The sequence below is a fragment of the Streptomyces sp. NPDC048196 genome (genome assembly GCF_040652715.1).
In the GTDB taxonomy this organism is placed as follows: Bacteria; Actinomycetota; Actinomycetes; order Streptomycetales; family Streptomycetaceae; genus Streptomyces; species Streptomyces siderophoricus.
This window is the reverse complement of record NZ_JBEZMM010000038.1, coordinates 63,153-78,369: the sequence shown is the minus strand read 5'-3', so window position 1 is coordinate 78,369 and position 15,217 is coordinate 63,153. Positions and strand designations below refer to the sequence as shown.

At 74.2% G+C, this 15,217-nt stretch carries 7 protein-coding genes and 1 pseudogene; 3 read left to right on the top strand and 5 right to left on the bottom strand.

The genetic code is table 11. The annotated features are described in order from the left end of the window. The 3 genes and pseudogenes from AB0E02_RS28960 to AB0E02_RS28950 form a co-directional block, all read right to left on the bottom strand. Positions 1 to 2,979, bottom strand: a pseudogene (locus AB0E02_RS28960) (hypothetical protein); the annotation flags it as partial. Positions 2,980 to 3,091: 112 nt separating this feature from the next. Then, entirely contained in the window at positions 3,092 to 3,475 is a 384-nt protein-coding gene (locus AB0E02_RS28955; protein WP_030416789.1) for a hypothetical protein, read from the bottom strand. Positions 3,476 to 3,581: 106 nt separating this feature from the next. Next, positions 3,582 to 5,474 (bottom strand): helix-turn-helix domain-containing protein, encoded by a 1,893-nt coding sequence (locus tag AB0E02_RS28950; protein ID WP_362144344.1) that lies wholly within the window; start codon positions 5,472 to 5,474, stop codon positions 3,582 to 3,584. Between the two features lie 246 nt (positions 5,475 to 5,720). Between AB0E02_RS28950 and AB0E02_RS28945 the strand changes: the two genes are divergently transcribed. Then, positions 5,721 to 7,154 carry a sodium:solute symporter gene (locus tag AB0E02_RS28945; RefSeq protein WP_362144341.1) on the top strand — a complete coding sequence of 478 codons (1,434 nt, stop codon included), beginning with the start codon at positions 5,721 to 5,723 and terminating at the stop codon, positions 7,152 to 7,154. A gap of 107 nt (positions 7,155 to 7,261) precedes the next feature. Next, a complete protein-coding gene (locus AB0E02_RS28940) occupies positions 7,262 to 8,962 on the top strand; it encodes a thiamine pyrophosphate-binding protein (protein ID WP_362144339.1) in 1,701 nt (566 codons plus the stop codon). Between the two features lie 79 nt (positions 8,963 to 9,041). On the opposite strand, the gene AB0E02_RS28935 is transcribed toward AB0E02_RS28940, so the two are convergent. Both AB0E02_RS28935 and AB0E02_RS28930 read right to left on the bottom strand, forming a co-directional pair. Further along, entirely contained in the window at positions 9,042 to 11,159 is a 2,118-nt protein-coding gene (locus AB0E02_RS28935) for a YhgE/Pip domain-containing protein (RefSeq protein ID WP_362144337.1), read from the bottom strand. Beyond that, positions 11,131 to 11,970: an ATP-binding cassette domain-containing protein gene (locus AB0E02_RS28930; protein WP_362144334.1), complete on the bottom strand. Its 840-nt coding sequence runs from the start codon at positions 11,968 to 11,970 to the stop codon at positions 11,131 to 11,133. Before AB0E02_RS28930 ends, AB0E02_RS28935 begins: the two co-directional genes overlap by 29 nt. Positions 11,971 to 12,222: 252 nt before the next feature. Here AB0E02_RS28930 and AB0E02_RS28925 point away from each other — a divergent pair, with 252 nt between their 5' ends. Continuing rightward, on the top strand, positions 12,223 to 15,057 hold the full coding sequence (locus tag AB0E02_RS28925; RefSeq protein ID WP_362144331.1) for a discoidin domain-containing protein: 2,835 nt from the start codon (positions 12,223 to 12,225) through the stop codon (positions 15,055 to 15,057). Positions 15,058 to 15,217: the final 160 nt, after the last annotated feature.

Sequence of the window (15,217 nt, the reverse complement as noted above, 5' to 3'; positions counted from 1 at the left end):
CTCGACGTGTTGCTGGTGCTCGTCGGTGGGGCCGTCCAGTCCGCCGGGGCGCTCGCGGTTACGGGTGTCGGAGGCGGCGGGCGGATCGTCGTGGGGGGCGTTGTGGGTGTCGTCGTGCGGGCGGTCGTGGTCGGGGTCGGGGTGGTCGGTGGCGGTGTGGGTGTTGCTGTTGCTGTTGGTGTCGGTGTTGTGGTGGGGGGAGGTGCCGTGGGGGCCGTTCGGGTCCTGGTGGTTGTCGGGTGCCGGGTGACCGTTGTGGTCGTTCGTAGTGCCGGGGGTGGGGGGCGGGTCGGTACGGGTCGGCTGAGGCTGCGGTTCGGGGCGCCGGGGGTCCGGGCGGGTCGGGTCCGGGCGCGTGGTGTCGGGCCGGGTGGTGCCGGGCCTGGTGGTGTCCGGGCGGGTCGGGTCGGGGCGCGGCTGGGACGGGACCGGGCGCTGTTGACGCGGGTCGGGGCGCCCGCCGGAGGGCGTACGCGGGTCGTCCGGGCGGCGCGGCCCGTCGAGCCGGGGGTCGTGGGCGGGGCGGTCCGGGCGGCGCTGCTGGGTGATGTCGTGGACCGGCTGGGTGCCGTCCGGGCGGCGGTTGGGCGGGGTGGTGCGCGGGACGCCCGCGGGCGGGTGGGAGCCGCGCGGGGGTGCGGTGTTCGGTGTCGCCTGGCCGGTACCGCTCGGGGTGGTGGTGTGCGGGGCCGCGTTCGGGGCCGCCGGGCCGGCCTGCGGGGGCATGGTGGTGGGCATGCCGACCACCGGTCCCGGCGACTGCGGGCCGCCCTGCGGTGACTGCTGGGGCGGGGTGGCGGAGTGGCCCCCGGGATCGGCCGCCGCGTTGGGCGGCGGCGCGGTCAGGGTGTCGGCGGACTGGGTGGTGACGGTGGTGTCGTCGTCACGGGCGTGCGGCATGGGGTCGCCGGGGGTGGGGTCGCGGTGACCGGTGGGCGACGGGCCGGCGGACGGGGCGTGCGGCACCGCCCCGCCCTGCGAGGGCACGCTGACGTGCGGCGCGGTCGGACGCCCGCCGCCGCCCGCACCGGAGTTGGAGCTGTCCCCGCCCCCGTCGTGCGAGGGGGTGCCGCCGCCGTCGCTGTAGTGGGGCGCGGGGGAGGGACCGGGACTGGAGGCGGGGGCGTCGTGCGACGCGGCGGCCGGCTGCCCTGGGGACCCGTGGTCCGGGGCCGGGCCAGGGCCGGACGACGGCCCGGAGTCGGGCGTCGGGGTGGGTGTGGGGGAGGAGTGCGGCGCCGGTCCGGAGTCGGGCGCGGGTGTGGCGTGCGGGGCCGGTCCCGAGTCGTGGGGCGGTGCCGCGTCCGGGTGGGGGGACGGGCCCGGCGTCGGCTGTGTACCTATCGGGTCCGGGCCGGGGTGCGGCCGGGACGCGTCGGGGGTGGGGTGCGTGCCCACCGAGGCGGAATCCGAGGTCGGGTGGGGGCCTACGGCGCCGGAGTCCGGGGTGTGCCCGGGGCCGGGAGTGGAGCTCGCGTCCGGGGTGTGCCCGGGGCTGGGAGCGGGGCTCGCGTCCGGGGTGTGGCCGGCGACCGGGGCCGGGCCGGAGTCGGGCGTGTGGCCGGAGCCCGGCGCGGGGCCACTGTCCGGCCCCGGTGTCGGGGAACTTCCGTACGGGTTGTGGTGGTTGCCGCCGGTGTAGCCCTCGTCGAAGGCGGTGCGCTGGTCCGGGGGTGGCAGCGGCTGGGCCCGGGGGGCCGGGTGGTCGCCGTCCGGGCGTCCGGAGCTCTCGGGTGTCGTGGACGGATCACTGCCGGACCCGGACCCGGACCCGGACCCGGACCCGGAATCCGGCTCGGGCCTGGAACCGGAGCCGGACCCCGACGGGGCATCCGACCCCGAGTGGGTTTCCGACCCCGAACCGGAGTCCGGTCCACGGCCCGTGTCGCTGTGCGAGGGGCCTGAACTTCCGCCGCCACCAGCGGAGTTGGAACCGCCGGAGCCGCTCCCCGAACCCGAGCCGCTCCCCGCCCCGGAGCCCGTACCCGTCCCGCCCGCGGACCCGGAATCCGATCCGGAACCAGATCCGGATCCACTTGCGGAACCGGACCCAGTTGCGGAACCGGACCCACTGCCGGACTCAGCCCCGGATCCCGACCCGCGCCCGGAGTCCGTCGACTCGTTCGACGACCCCGACCCGCTGCCGTTGTTCCCGCTGTCTCCACTGCCTCCGCTGTCGCCGCTTCCGTGTTCGCCGTGTTCGCCGCCACCGCCGTCATGGTCCCCGCCGCGTCCGGCGGCGTGGTCCAGGCCGCCGCGGGCGTGGTGGCCCGCGCGGGCGCCGGCGCCGTCGCGCAGCGCCTCGGTGAAGGTCTGGCCGGAGTTCTTGGCCGCGTCGATGCCCGCGTCCGCGCCCGTCTTGAGGCTGCGGCCGACGTCGAAGCCCTGCTGGGCCCCGAAGTTCATGTTCATGCCCTGGGCGATGGCGTCGGAGATCATGGCCTCCAGCGCGGAGACGGCGGGCTCCTTGACCGTCTCCATGATCGCCTCGACGAGCGCCTCCCGCGCTTCCTTGAGGATGCGCCGGACGATCAATCTGGTCGCCTGGGTGGCGCCCGCCGCGCCGATCTCCGACAGGCCCAGCGTGAAGGGCGCCGCCGCCTGTGCCGCGATGATTTCCGCAGCGAGGATCGCCAATTGGGCGATCACCGCGACTTTCATCCCGACGATCACCACCGCCCCCGCGTCCATCGCGAAGGCGATCAGCTCGGCCGCCGTGCGCGCGTCGTCGAGGTAGCCGGAGCCGTTGCCGGAGAACTTCTCCCAGGTCTTGCTGAAGCCGTCGATGCTGTCGCCGGAGTTCGCCGAGAGGACGTTGCCGGCGGCGGTGACGCCCTCGGACTGTAACTGCTCGACCGCATTGGCGAACTCCCGCCAGGCGCTGGCGGACTCGTTCATCTTGTCCTCGTCACCCGTCGGCCAGTCGTAGCCGAGCATTTCGAGGACCCACTCCAGCCAGTCCGGCAGCATGAGCGACATGGCGGCAATCCCCCGTACGTGGAAGCGGTCGAGCGATGACGGCGCGTGCAGAGAAGGGGCTGAAGGAGCTGAAGGAGCTGGCGGAACGGGAGGGCGCGGAGGCCCGCGCCCGCTAGGTCTGGGGCGCCTTGAAGTTGCTGATCAGCTGACTCTGCGCCTCGGCGTTGGCGACGTGCTGCTTCATCAGGGAGTCGTTGAAGTCCTCGTCGGCCTGGTGGTTGTCGGCCATGGTGTTCAGCGCGCCGCCGATCTCCTGGAGCTTGGCGGCCAGATGGCCCATCGACTCGTACATGCCGTCGCGCAGGCCCTCGTAGACGACGCCGAACTTCTCGCCGATGTCGTCATCGCCCCACGGCGGGGTGTCCTGACCCTCCAGGCCGGTCAGGGTGTTCTTGAGCTTCTCCACGGCGGACTGGTACCGCTGTCCGACGTTGGTGAAGTCCCGTCCCCCTGACTTCAGTGTCGGGATGTCCGCCTGCAGTCCGTCCCCGGCCATCTGTGGCCCCCGTTCCCCACGCTCGTCGACAGATGTAGGACAACGTGGCGCAAAGTCTAGTCCTGGACTCCCTTATTTCTTCAAGGAGTTGACTGTCACAACGCTGTCACCGACGGCCCGCGGACGGCCCCGGACGGCCGGCGCTCGCGGTCTCCGTGCCGGCGCGGTCGAGGCAGCGCAGGGCGAACCACAGCTCCATGCGGACGTCCGTGTCGTCCAGGTCGGTGTCGAGGAGCGTGGCGGTACGGGCGATGCGCTGGCGGACGGTGTTGCGGTGGATGCCCAGCGCGGTCGCCGTCCGGTCCCAACTGCCGTGCAGGGAGAGCCAGGTGTGCAGCGTGGTGACGAGGGCGGGGGAGGCGGCGAGCGGCGCGAGCAGGGTGTGGGCGTGCCGGTGGGCGTCGTCGGGGTCCACGAGGGCGGCGAGGCCGGGCCGGTCGGGGGAGGGGCGGCGGACGAGGGCGGAACGGTGGGCGAGCGCGCGGCGCAGTGCGGTGGCGGCGTGCCGGTCGGCGGCGGGCAGCTCTTCGACCGGGGCCGGGGCGCTGACGCCGAGGGTCCAGCCGGGCTGTGCGCCGATCTCCCGGTCGGCCGGGACCAGGGCCCGGAGCCGCCGCGCGGACGACACCGGCTCCCGCACCGGCTGCGAGGCCGCCCGTACCGGTTCCGAGCCCGGCGCTCGCACCGGCTCCGACGTCGGCTCCCGCACCGGCCCCGACGCCGGCCCCGACGTCGGCTCGCGCGCCGGTTCCGGCGCCACGAGTGCGGTGCCCAGTGCGGCGGCCAGTGCGGCGGCCAGTGCGGCCGCGTCCGCCTCCGGGGCGGCGGCTCCGCCGCGACGCTCGGCGTGCACCACGGTCCAGAGGGGAGCGCCGAGCAGCGGGCCGACGTCGGCCGGCCGGGCGCCCAGGAGCAGGTGGGCCAGGGCGACGGAGTGCCCGGTGTCGGCCGCACCGCGGGCCGCGGCCGGGCCGGTGATCAGTGACAGCAGCACCGCGGCGACGCCCGCGATGGTGTGTGCGGGCGGATCGTCCGGGTCCGCGGCGACCACCAGCGCGCATGCCGCCCGCCCGGCGGCGCGCCCGGTCAGCGCGTACGCGGACAGCTGGGTCCCCGGCAGCGCGTCGGTGGCGGAGGACGGCCCGCCGGCCGCGGCCCGCACCCCGCCCCCGGGCCCGGCCTCTCCGCCCCCGGCCCCAGCTTCTTTGACCCCGCGCCCGGCAACCTCGCCGCCCCCAGGGGCGCCGCTCCCGAGGACGCCGCCCCCGACCGCGCCGCCCCCGACGACCTGGGCGAGCCGTTCGGCCGCGGCCCGTACCCGGTCGGTGGGGCGGGCCCCGGCGGAGCCGTGTTCCGTGCCGTCCGGGCCGAGCAGCGCCGTCCAGCCGTGGATATGGCGGGCCAGCGCGCGCAGCACGGCGCGCGCCGGATCGGGCCGGGCGGCGGCCGCGGCCAGCGCGCGCTGCGCCTCGCCGATCCGGGTCAGCTCCCGGTGGCGGGCCTCCGTGACGGCCTGCCACACGGCGCTCTCCACGGCCGTGAACGGGGTACCGGCCGGCACCTCCACCAGCGGCAGGCCGTGCCGGTCGCAGGCCGCCACCAGCGCGGGCGGCACCGCCTCGTGCACCGGCGCGATCCCGAACCCGAGCGCCGCGGCGCCGGCCGCGACCGTGCGGGCCGCGTACCCGTCGAGGTACGAGGCCAGGGCCGCGTCCGCGTCCTCGTCCGCGGCCCCCGCGGTCACCTCCGCCAGGTGCACGCCCGCCGTCAGCAGCAGCTCGCCGCCCAGGAGGTACGGCACCGGATCGGCCATCTCGGAGGTGTGCACCCAGTGGAGAGCGACGCCCTCCCGCGGCCCCGCGAGCTGGCGCAGTCCGAGATCCGCCCGCGCGAGGAGCGCGGCCAGCGGCACCGGCGGGGTCGACGGCGCGGTGGTCGACGGGGGGCCGGACGGCGGTTGCGGCGCCCGGGCCGACGGAGGCGGGACAGAAGGCGGCATGTGCGGACCCTCCACAGGGGCGGCCGGTGAGTGGAGGAAACGTACACTTCAGCGTCGCCGCGCCGCCTCCTAGGGTCAACCCCCGAGACGAGTCCACGGGACGACGAGCCTTCGAGGTGAGTCCTCCAGGACGAGTCCCGGGAGGCGGGCCGCCCTCCCCCGTGCGCGCCCGCCTCTCTTCCCACGCCCCCTTGCACCCCCTCCCCAGACCCCCTCTCCCCTCGGCACAGCTGGAAGGGATGGCCCATGGCTGTCGACTATGCGGTGATCGTGCTCTATCTGGCCGGAATGCTGGCCATGGGCTGGTGGGGCATGCGCCACGCCAAGTCGAAGAGCGAGTTCCTGGTCGCGGGGCGCCGCCTCGGGCCCGCGATGTACTCCGGGACCATGGCCGCGATCGTCCTCGGCGGCGCGTCCACCATCGGCGGCGTCGGCCTCGGCTACAAGTACGGCCTCTCCGGGGCCTGGATGGTCTTCACCATCGGCCTCGGACTGCTCGCCCTGTCGGTCTTCTTCTCCGCGCGGATCGCCCGCCTGAAGGTCTACACCGTCTCCGAGATGCTGGACCTGCGCTACGGCGGCCGGGCCGGCGTGATCTCGGGTGTCGTCATGTGGGCGTACACGCTGATGCTCGCGGTCACCTCGACGATCGCGTACGCCACGATCTTCGACGTCCTCTTCGACCTGAACCGGACCGCCGCGATCGTCCTCGGTGGTTCGATCGTCGTCGCGTACTCGACGCTCGGCGGCATGTGGTCGATCACGCTCACCGACATGGTGCAGTTCGTGGTCAAGACGATCGGCGTGCTGCTCCTGCTCCTGCCCATCGCGGTGGTCAAGGCGGGCGGCTTCGCCGAGATGAAGGCCAAGCTTCCGACCTCGTACTTCGACCCGCTGGGCATCGGCGGCGAGACGATCTTCACCTACGTGCTGATCTACACGTTCGGCATGCTCATCGGGCAGGACATCTGGCAGCGGGTCTTCACGGCCCGCAGCGACCGGACGGCGAAGTGGGGCGGCACGGTCGCGGGTACGTACTGTCTCGCGTACGCCCTCGCCGGGGCCGTCATCGGTACGGCGGCCAAGGTGCTGTACCCGAAGCTGGGCAGCCCGGACGACGCCTTCGCGACCATCGTGAAGGACGAACTCCCGGTCGGCGTACGGGGGTTGGTGCTCGCCGCCGCGCTGGCCGCCGTGATGTCGACGTCGTCCGGTGCGCTGATCGCCTGCGCGACCGTGGCCAACAACGACATCTGGTCGCGGCTGCGGGGGGCCGTGCGGCCGTCCGGCGAGGAGCACGACGAGGTCAAGGGCAACCGCGTCTTCATCCTCCTCATGGGCCTCGCGGTGATCGGCACGGCCATCGCGCTGAACGACGTCGTCGAGGCCCTGACGGTGGCGTACAACCTGCTCGTCGGCGGGCTCCTGGTCCCGATCCTCGGCGGGCTGCTGTGGAAGCGCGGCACGGTGCAGGGCGCGCTGGCCTCGGTGACGGTCGGCGGCCTCGCGGTCATCGGCCTGATGGCGGGCTACGGCATCCTCGCCAACGAACCCGTCTACTACGGCCTGCTCGCCTCCCTCGTGGCCTACGTGGCGGTCAGCCTGGCCACCCGGCCGACGGACGCGGCGGTGCTCGCGGTGTGGCGGGCACGGCTGCAAGCCAGCCCGTCCGACGCTTGACCCGACACCGCGCCACCCGACGGGACGCACCCACGACGGATCCCCCTCCCACGATGGCCCCCCTCCCACGACGCCACATCCCGGAACAGACGGAGAGTCACCCGCCGATGAGCACCACCACACCCGCCCCCGCCCCGTCGCCGACGGACCGCCCACGCGCCGGCGGCGACCTGGTCGTCGAGTCGCTGGCCGCGCTCGGTGCGCGTACCGTCTTCGGGCTGCCGGGCCAGCACGCGCTCGGGGTGTTCGACGCGCTGCGCCGGTCCGCCCTGCGGTACGTGGGGCTCCGGGTGGAGAACAACGCGGGCTTCGCCGCCGACGCCTACGCGCGGGCGACGCACGGGGTCGCGCCGCTGCTGGTCTCCACCGGGCCCGGGGCGCTGATGACGCTGCCCGCGCTGCAGGAGGCGGCGGCCGGTTCCGCCGCCGTGCTGGCGATCGGCAGCCAGGTCCCGCTGGCCGGGATCGGCGGCGGCCGGCACGGCTATCTGCATGAACTCACCGATCAGAGCGCCGCGTTCCGCGATGTGGTCAAGTCGGTGCACACCGTCCGCACCGCCTCGCAGATCCCGTCGGCGGTGGCCGCCGCCTGGGAGTCGGCGCTGAGTGCGCCGCACGGTCCGGTCTGGCTGGAGATCCCGCAGGACGTGCTGCTGGCGCCGGTCGACGTGCCGCCGGTGGACGCGCTCGCCGTGGCCCCGCGGGTCCCCGCGCCCCGGCCGGAGCTGATCCGTGCGGCCGCCGGGCGGCTGACCGGGGCCCGCCGGCCGGTGATCCTGGCCGGCGGCGGGGTCGTACGGGCCGGGGCCGAGGCGGAGCTGCTGGCGCTGGCCGAGCGGCTGCGGGCGCCGGTGGTCACGACCTTCGGCGGTAAGGGCGCCTTCCCGTGGGAGCACCCGCTCTCCCTGGGGTCCTGGCTGGAGGACCGGCACACCACCGACTTCCTGGAGGACGCCGACACCCTGCTGGTCGTCGGGTCGGGGCTGGGCGAACTCTCCTCGAACTACCACACGTTCCGGCCGCGCGGCCGGGTCGTCCAGATCGAGGCGGACCTCGGCAAGCTGGAGTCCAACCACGCCGCGCTGGGCATCCATGCGGACGCCCGGCAGGCGCTGGCCGCGCTGGTCGAGGAGACGGCCGGGGCCGGCGCCGGCGCGGAGGCCGTCGGGCCGCCCGCGCCCGGGGCGGACGGGTCGCCGGAGGCCGAGGTGGCCGGTGTGCTCGCCCGGGTACGGGACCGGCTCGCCGCCCAGGACCTCGGCCTGGAGCAGCGGGTGCTGGCCGCCGTACGGGAGGCGCTGCCCGAAGAGGCGGTCAGCTGCTGGGACATGACGATCCTGGCCTACTGGGCCTGGTCCGCCTTCGATCCGCGGCGTACCAACGCGCTGCATTCCGCGCAGGGCGCCGGCGGTCTGGGGTACGGCTTCCCGGCGGCGCTGGGGGTGGCCGTCAGCGATCCGGGGCGGCCGGTCCTGGCGGTGTCGGGGGACGGCGGCGCCATGTACTCGATCGCCGAGCTGGCCACCGCCCGCCAGTACGGCCTGCCGGTGACCTGGCTGATCGTCGACGACGGCGGCTACGGCATCCTGCGCGAGTACATGACGGACGCCTTCGGCGAGGCCACCGGCACCGAACTGAGCCGCCCGGACTTCGTCGCCCTGGCCGAGTCGTTCGGCGTCCCGGCGGTCCGTACCGACCCCGAGCGGCTGGGCGCGGACCTGGCCGCGGCGCTCGCCGCCCCGGGCCCCTCGGTGGTCGTCCTGCCGGCCCGGCTGCGGATGTTCGCGCCGACGCACCTGCCGGCCTGACGCGGGGCCGCCCGGCCCGAACGCGCGGATGCGGTGCCGGAGGACCGGCACCGCATCCGGCGGTCGAAGGACCGGTTTCCTAGAGGCTGAGCTCCGGGTGCAGGTCCTTCATCCGTACGACCTGGCGGCTGCGCGCCGCGAGGGCGGTGAGGGCCAGGGCCCCGAGGGTGAAGGCCGCGAGGACCACGCTGCCCTGCTGTACGACGGCGAGGTCGCCGCCGGTGATCAGCCGGCGCAGCCCGTCGACGACGTAGCTCATCGGCAGGAACGGGTGCAGGGCGGCGAAGAAGCCGGGGCTGGTCTGCACCGGGTAGGTGCCGCCCGCCGAGGTCAGTTGGAGCATCAGCACGACCAGGGTGAGCACCCGGCCGGCCGGGCCGAAGAAGGCGCTCAGCAGCTGGATGATGGCGGTGAACGCGGCCGTGGCCAGCACCAGGAAGCCGATGGTGGCGGCCGAGCGGGCCATCTCCAGACCGAGGCCCCAGTGGAGCACGGCCATCAGGGCCAGCACCTGGACGACGCCGATGGCGAAGGCCGGCAGCCAGGAGCCGAGCGCGATCCGCCAGCCCGGGGCGCCGGCGGCCAGCGCGCGCTTGCCCAGCGGCTGCAGCAGCATGAACGCGACCATCGCGCCGACCCAGAGGGACAGCGGGATGAAGTACGGCGCGAGGCCGGTGCCGTAATTGGGCGCCTTGTGCAGCGACTTGGCGGCCAGCGCGACCGGGTCGGACATGACCTCGGTACGGGCGTCGCGGTCCTTCTTGTCGTAGTCGGGGATCTTGCCAACGCCGCTGTGCAGCCCGTCGGCCAGCTCGTTGGTGCCGTCCTTGAGCTTGAACAGACCGCCGGTGAGCTTCTCGGCGCCGTCGGCGGCGGTGCCGAGTCCGCTGTGGACCTTGCCGGCGCCGTCGGCGACCTTGCCGGCGCCGTCGGCGAGGGTGTTGATGCCGTCGGCGAGCAGCCCCGCGCCCTGGGAGACCTGGTGGGCACCGGAGTTGAGCGCGTTGATCTTCTCGATCGCGGCGTCCGCGCGGTCGGCGATGCCCGGTGCCTGGTCGGCAACGGACACGGCGACCCGGTGCAGATCACGGAGCTTGGTGTGCAGCTGCCCGAAGTCGGTGCGACCGATGGTGTCGTTGACCTTTTCCGCCGCGTCGGCCGCGACGGCGGTGCCGGCCGCGATGGCCTTCAGCTTGGGGCAGGCGGGGTCGGTGGCGACGACGCCGCAGCGCTCGCGGTACAGCTCCGCCGCGTCGTCGGCGTTCTTGCGTGCCTGGCCGGCGGCCCGGGCGGAGTCCCCCGGAAGCTTGCTGAGGTCCTCGTCGAGCCGCTGGGTGAGGTCGGCGACCGTCTGCGCCTTCTCGCCGATCTCCTTGCCGTGCGCCCTGAGGTAGGGCAGGTCCTTCTTGGCGACGCCCTGCACCTTCTCGGCGAGCTGCTGGGTGCCGTCCGCGACCTGACCGGCGCCCTGGCTGAGCTGCCGGGCCTTGGAAGCGGCCGTCGTCGTGCCGTCGCTGACCTGGCCGGCGCCCTTGCTGACCTGGCCTGAGCCCTTGTCCAGCTTGCCCAGCCCGTCGGCCAGTTCGCCGGTCTTCTCCTTCGCCGTGCCGACGCCGTCGTCGACCTTCCCGGCGCCGTCGGCGGCCTTGGCGGTCTGGTCGTGCAGGTCCGAGAACGACACGAAGATCTTGTCGAGCATGGCCCGCGACGAGGACGCCGAGGTCTTCGCGCGGATCTCGGAGAAGACGGTCTTGGAGATCGAGCCGACGACGTAGTTGTTGGCGTCGTTCGTCCGGACCTGGAGGGCGCCGGTCTGCGGGTCGTCGCCGGAGCTGGAGGCGATCCGCTTGCTGAAGTCCGCCGGGACGGTCAGCGAGAGGTAGTACGTGCCGTCCTCGACGCCCTTGGCGGCGTCCTCGGAGCTGACCTCCTCCCAGTCGAAGGTCTTGCTGTCCTTGACGTTCTTCGCCAGTTCGTCGCCGGCGGTGATCTTCTTGCCGCCGGCGGTGGCGCCCCGGTCGTCGTTGACCAGCGCCACCGGGATCTTGTCCAGGCGGGCGTAGGGGTCCCAGAAGGAGCAGAGGTAGAGCGCCCCGTAGAGCAGGGGGATCAGCATCAGGGTGACCAGCCCGATCCGGGGCAGCTTCCCCCGGCCGAAACGCCTGAGCTCAAGCGCGGCCAGCTTCGGCGAACGCATGCGCCGCTTCCTCCTCGGTGGTGTGGGGGGTGGTCTTCGGGCCGGCCTGGGCCGGGGCGGGGCCCGCGGGCCGCGCGGTGTCGGCAGGCCGCGCGGGGCCCGCGGGCCGTGCGGTGGCCGCAGCCGTGGTGCGGACGATCAGCGCGTCCGCCGGGGCGTCGCTGCCGGCCGCCACCACGGTGATGCCGGCCAGCGCGAGGTCCCGCAACAGCTGCCAGGCCAGGTCGCGTTCGGCCGGGGACAGCTTGAGGTCGACGTCGTCGACGGCGAGCAGATGCGGGTCCTGCATGACCGCGAGCGCGATCGACAGCCGCAGCGCCTCCAGCCGTTCCAGGTCGCGGACACAGGTCCGCAGGCCCTTGGGGAGGGTGTCGGGGTCGAGTCCGGCGGCCGCCAGCGCGGCGTCGATCCGGGCCCGGGTGGCCTCCTTGTGGCGCCTGCCCCAGGGCAGTGCCGGGGAGTTGGCGAGTCGACGGCCCAACAGGGCCTGTTCCTTGAGGTGTTCGCCGACGGTGAGCGCCGGTTCCAGATCGGCGACGCCCGGGACGTGGGCGAGCGCGGTACGGCCGCGGACCGTACCCATCCGCTTCGGCAGCGGGAAGCCGGCGACGGTGGCCGAACCCTCGGAGATCCGCATCCGGCCGGTCAGGGCGAGCAGCAGGCAGGTGCGCCCGGAGCCCGAGGGCCCCTCGACGGCGATCAGCGAGCCCGGCTCGGCGGTGATGTCGACGCCCCGGAAGGCCCAGCCGCGTGGGCCCCGCACTCCTATCCCCGTGGCGTGGACCGCCGCCCCCTTGCGGGTGGTGTTCACAACCCCTCCCCATTTGGTCTGACTGGTCAGTCTAAAAGTGTGCCGTACCTGGGGCCTTTTGACCAATCGGCGCGCTATGGCGGGCGGCTGGGAGGTGGATGGGTGTCCTTTGCCGGCAATTCGCCCCGAGGCGGCCGTGACCCGAACGGGGTAGTCGGCTTAGGGTGCCGACATGGCGGGGGCCTGATGATGTTCACGTGGTGCCCGTGGCGCGGACCCGCGGCACGGGCTCTTCATGGATGACGGAGAACCATGGAAGATTCGACACGTCACCCCGCCCGCCTGCCCTCCCGCGACCCGGCCGGGCCGCCTCCGGGCCGCACCGCCCGGCGCTCCCGCAAGACCCTCGCGCCGCTCGTCGCGGCCGCCCTGGTCGCGGTCCTCGCACCGGTCTCTGCCTCGGCCGCCGCCCCGTCCGGGGGCCCGCCGCCGGAACCGCCCGCGGGCCCGCACGGGCCCTGCCTGAACGGCCACGACGGCGACGGCTGGACCGCCACCTCCGACAAGATCGACCCGGCGGACAGCTACCACGCCTTCGTCGGCAACGGTTACCTCGGCCAGCGCGTCCCGCCCAACGGCACCGGCTACGCGGCCCCCGGCGGCCAGACCGGCTGGCCCCTGAAGACGCCCGCCTACGACGGCTCCTTCGTCTCCGGGCTGTACGCCAAGGGCCCCAAGGACGTCCAGGGCCGCCAGGCCATCGCCGCGCTCCCCACCTGGACCACGCTGAACGTCGGCACCGGCGGCGCCCACCCCGACACCTTCTCCTCGGCCACCGCACCCGGCCGGATCTCGCACTACCGCCAGTCCCTCTCGCTGCGCTGCGGCTTCGTCCGCACCTCGCTGACCTGGACGGCCGCCGACGGCCGCCGCACCGACCTGGTCTACGACGTGCTCACCGACCGCACCGACGCGCACACCGGCGCGGTGCGGCTGCGCATGACGCCCCACTGGAGCGGCGCCGCCACCGTCACCGACGCCCTCGACGGCCGCGGCGCCCGCCGGATGACGGCCTCCGGCACACCCTCCGCCTCCAAGGACGCCGCCGGCGGGACCATGGACGTCGGCTTCCGCACGGACGGCACCCGCACCGAGGGCGCGGTGGCCTCCACCCTGCGCCCCGGCCCCGGCGTCCGGGCCACCGCGCCCAGCGGGGCCCCGCAATCCGGCCGGACCGCCTCCCTCAGCAACCGCCAGCAGCTGACCTTCCAGGTCCGCAGCGGCCGCTCGTACGAACTGGCCAAGTACGTCGGCGTGGACACCGCGCTGACCTCCCGCCACCCGCGCGCCGCCGCCGACGCGGCCTCCCGGCGGGCCGCGAGCCGCGGCTGGCAGGAGCTCTTCGCCCGGCACACCGCCGCCTGGCGGCAGCTGTGGCGCAGCGACATCGAGGTCAAGGGGCAGCACGACCTGCAGACCTGGGTGCGCTCGGCGCAGTACGGCCTGCTGTCCAGCGTCCGCGCCGGCAGCCGCAACAGCATCGGCCCCACCGGCCTGACCAGCGACAACTACGCCGGTGAGATCTTCTGGGACGCCGAGACCTGGATGTACCCGGGCCTGCTCGCCACCCACCCCGACCTCGCGAAGTCGATCGTCGACTACCGCTACAAGACCCGCGCCGGCGCCCGCGAGAACGCCCGCAAGCTCGGCTACGACGGGCTGTTCTACGCCTGGACCAGCGGCAGCAAGGGCGACCTGTGGAACGAGTGCCACAGCTGGGACCCGCCGCACTGCAAGACCCAGAACCACCTGATGGGTGACATCTCCCTGGCCACCTGGCAGTACTACCTCGCCACCAAGGACACCGCCTGGCTGCGCTCGCGCGGCTGGCCGGTCCTGAAGGGCATCGCCCAGTTCTGGGCCTCCCGGGCCACCCGCAACGCCGACGGCAGCTACTCGATCAAGAACGTCGCCGGGCCCGACGAGTACAGCAACGGCGTCAACGACGGCGTCTTCACCAACGCCGGCGCCGCCACCGCCCTGCGCCACGCCACCCGGATCGCCGCCGTCCTCGGCGAGCACGCGCCGGCCTCCTGGAACACCATCGCCGACAAGCTGCGCATCCCCTACGACGCGAAGAAGAAGGTCTTCGAGCAGTACGCCGGCTACAAGGGGACCACCATCAAGCAGGCCGACACCGTGCTGCTGATGTACCCGCTGGAATGGCCGATGTCGCAGGCCCGGGCGGCCCGCACGCTGGACTTCTACGCCGCGCACACCGACCCGGACGGCCCGGCCATGACCGACTCGGTGCACGCCATCGACGCGGCGGGCATCGGCGAGGCCGGCTGCTCCACGTACACCTACCTGCTCCGCTCCATCAAGCCGTTCGTGCGCGGCCCGTTCGCGCAGTTCTCCGAGGCGCGCGGCAACAAGGCCGGCGCCGACGACCCGCACGCCGGCCGGCCCGCACAGGACTTCCTCACCGGCAAGGGCGGCTTCCTGCAGACCTTCACCAACGGCCTGACCGGACTGCGGCTGCGCGAGGACCGGGTGCACCTCGACCCGCTGCTGCCGCCGCAGCTCGCCGACGGCGTCACCCTGCGCGGTCTGCACTGGCAGGGACGGACCTACGACATCGCCATCGGCGCGCACCAGACCACCGTGCGGCTGACCTCGGGTGCGCCGATGCGAATCGAGTCGCCCCAGGGCGAGCAGATCGTCAGCCGCGGCGTCCCGGCCGTCCTCAAGACCCGCCGGCCCGACCTGGCCGCCACCACGAACGCCGCCCGCTGCACCCCGGCGACCGCCACCTCCGAGGAGCCCGGCATGTACGCGGTCGGCGCGGTGGACGGCAACGCCACCACCGGCTGGGTGCCGAACGCGGCGGACGGCACCCTCACCGTCGACCTCGGCCGGGCCACCCGGATCGGGAAGATCGCTCCGCACTGGACCTCGGCCCGTCCGAAGTCCTTCCTCGTCCAGGTGTCGCGGGACGGCAGGCACTGGACGGCGGCCGGTTCGGCCGGCCACGGCCCGGTCCGGTACGTCCGGGTCACGGTGCACGGCGACCGGACGCCGGCGGCCGACGGGAAGCCCCGGCCGCACCCGGGCATCTCGGAGCTGACCGTGCAGCGGGTGAACTGATCACCCCGCCCGATCGCCGCTCCCGGTGAGCACGCCGTGCGCCCGCCGGTCCCCCTGGGCCGGCCGGCGCACGGCGTGCTGCGCACGGCGCACGATCCGGTCCGCAACCGTCGGATTGTTGCAGCGGGATGAAATTCATACCGGGCGGTGTTGGTGCCTT